Genomic DNA, 2,178 nt, shown 5'->3' with positions numbered 1-2,178 from the left:
CATCCAGTTGTCGGCCAGAATTCTGATGCCATGCTTGTCGATGTACTCTTGACACCATTTGGCGTAGATGGGGCTTGACATGAACACCGTCAGATGATTTAGGTCGCGGACTAGGAAAGGCATGGTCAAGACGTTGAAATCCTTCACGAACTGCGAATTCCAGCTTGCAGAGTTGGCGTACATCTCCTGTGCGCCTACGATCACGTTCTCTATTTGGGCTATGGAGTCTCCTAACTGGCCTGCAGGGAAGACTTGAACGACCATTGCGCCGCCGGACTTCTCCCGAACTAGCTCAGCGAACTTGTTTGCAGCTTGTACCTCAAGCGAGGTGACAGCAGCGTTCATACCCAACTTCCAGGTCACGACCTTGGCCGCACTCTGGGCAGCTGAAGTACTCAGCGCCAGAAGTGCGGCAACCGCGAACACCAGGGTGAACATGCGAAATCCACGCGAAGTAGTTCTCACAGAATACACCCCCAATTGTGGTATAGGCCTGCGCGACGCCCCGGACTTGAGTGTGAGCCAACGTACTGTACCCTCAGATGAATCCTCTAGCCAAGCATGTCGACGGCCTCCGACTCCGAGGGCTTGAGCACTGGCGGGGCAAATATGTGCTCCAGCACCAGGATGCATGCACCCACCAATGAAGCATCCCCTTTGAGGGATGACAAGACGACCGATGTCCCATCGGCGAAACCAGGCGATATCCGGCCCCGATAGGACTCCATCGCAGAGTCGTACACAAGACGGGACTCCCTTACTATCCGGCCATCGAGGACAATGACATCTGGATTGAGCAAGCTTGCTACAGCCGCAATGCCATAACCCAGATACTGGCCGACCTCCCTCAGGATGGCCTGGGCTGCCCCGCAGCCCTGAGCAGATGCAGCGAGAACGGCAGGCACAGTGGCTTCACTTCCGAGTAAGCTTTCCCCCCTTTCCAGCGCTTCCCTGGCAAGTCTACGTACGGCCTGTTCCGACGCCATAGCTGCGAAGCATCCGGTTCGCCCGCAAATGCAGGGTATTGGCTTCTCTGTAACCATGACATGGCCGATATCGCCAACATTGTTGGCTCTACCTCTGTAGGGTTCTCCCTTGATCAGAAGCCCGGCAGTAACGGTATCGGTGATATTCAGAGTCACTAGGTTTCGAGACTCGCCTCTGACAGCATAGCCCTCACCAATTGCTGCCACGTTGACGCCGTTGTCCACAAACACCGGCACATGAAACTCCTCTTCGAGCAATCGCCGGACGTCAATCCCGTTCCAGTACGGGTGATAGGGGGACGACGTCAGCACACCGGTAGCTGTGTCCACCACACCTTCGATCCCGATACCTAACCCGGGAAATCGGGAAAAGCCTGCAGCATTAACCACATCGTCAACAACGCTTCTCACCACCCGTACGAAGAACGCAGCTGGCTTCTCATCCGGATTCGGAGGCCCGATGAGTTTCATGGAACGCGACAGCATGGTCTGGTTGAGGTCAAACACGGCGGCCTTGACAAAAGTGACCCCTAGCTTGACCGCGATGATCCCGCCGACATCTCGGTTGATGCTGAGCATCAGAGGGCGCCTACCCAGCGCTCCCGTGAGTTCCTCCTGTTGAGACTCTATAACGAACCCTCTCTCAAGCAACTCGTTTACTATGGCCGACACAGTCGGCTTACTTATTCGAAGGTCTTTGGCCAACTCAGCCCGGGAGGCCTGTTGGCGCTGCCTGAGAGCGTTGAGTATGAGAGCCCTGTTTATTTCCTTGAGGAGAGATGGAACAGCTGACCGCTGGTTTGTTCCAGCCCGAGCCACGTGAAGAAGCACCTCCGTGTTGGAGAGCGTGTATAGTTAGTTAACGTTACTTATAAATGAGTTCTACCCATATCTCGGAATTCCTGCTGGCTGGTGCGAAATCGGGCGGGGTTTTCGCGCGGCCATGTCTCAGTGCGCTCGTACTCAGCGGCTATGGATCTGTGGGGCCGGTAGCTGCCGAGGATCACCCAAACCTCTTTGCCCCGGCTCACGCGCATCAGCTTGTCGATGAACCGGCCCACATGTCGCGAGTTCATGCCTTCCCTGGAGGAATGGAGGGAGTCGTACGTCTTGTAGTCCCTCAGGATCTCCGTAGCGCGGCGGTGTAATCTTAGAGTAGGGTGCGGGAAGGGGAAGAAGGGGGGAAAGAAGA

General features: G+C 55.9%; 3 protein-coding genes. All 3 read right to left on the bottom strand.

The annotated features are described in order from the left end of the window. Window positions 1–345 (bottom strand): TRAP transporter substrate-binding protein DctP (gene dctP, locus NUW23_16160; protein MCR4427680.1); only part of this gene is annotated, 345 nt, incomplete at its 3' end. A gap of 206 nt (window positions 346–551) precedes the next feature. After that, window positions 552–1,805 carry an ROK family transcriptional regulator gene (locus tag NUW23_16155; GenBank protein ID MCR4427679.1) on the bottom strand — a complete coding sequence of 418 codons (1,254 nt, stop codon included), beginning with the start codon at window positions 1,803–1,805 and terminating at the stop codon, window positions 552–554. 50 nt (window positions 1,806–1,855) lie between these two features. Next, the coding region (locus NUW23_16150) for a hypothetical protein (protein ID MCR4427678.1) at window positions 1,856–2,178 on the bottom strand (323 nt) is incomplete at its 5' end.

This window comes from Bacillota bacterium (genome assembly GCA_024655925.1).
GTDB lineage: Bacteria > Bacillota > DTU025 > DTU025 > JANLFS01 > JANLFS01.
Note: the sequence above shows the minus strand (reverse complement) of the source record. Positions and strands in the feature narration are given on the sequence as shown.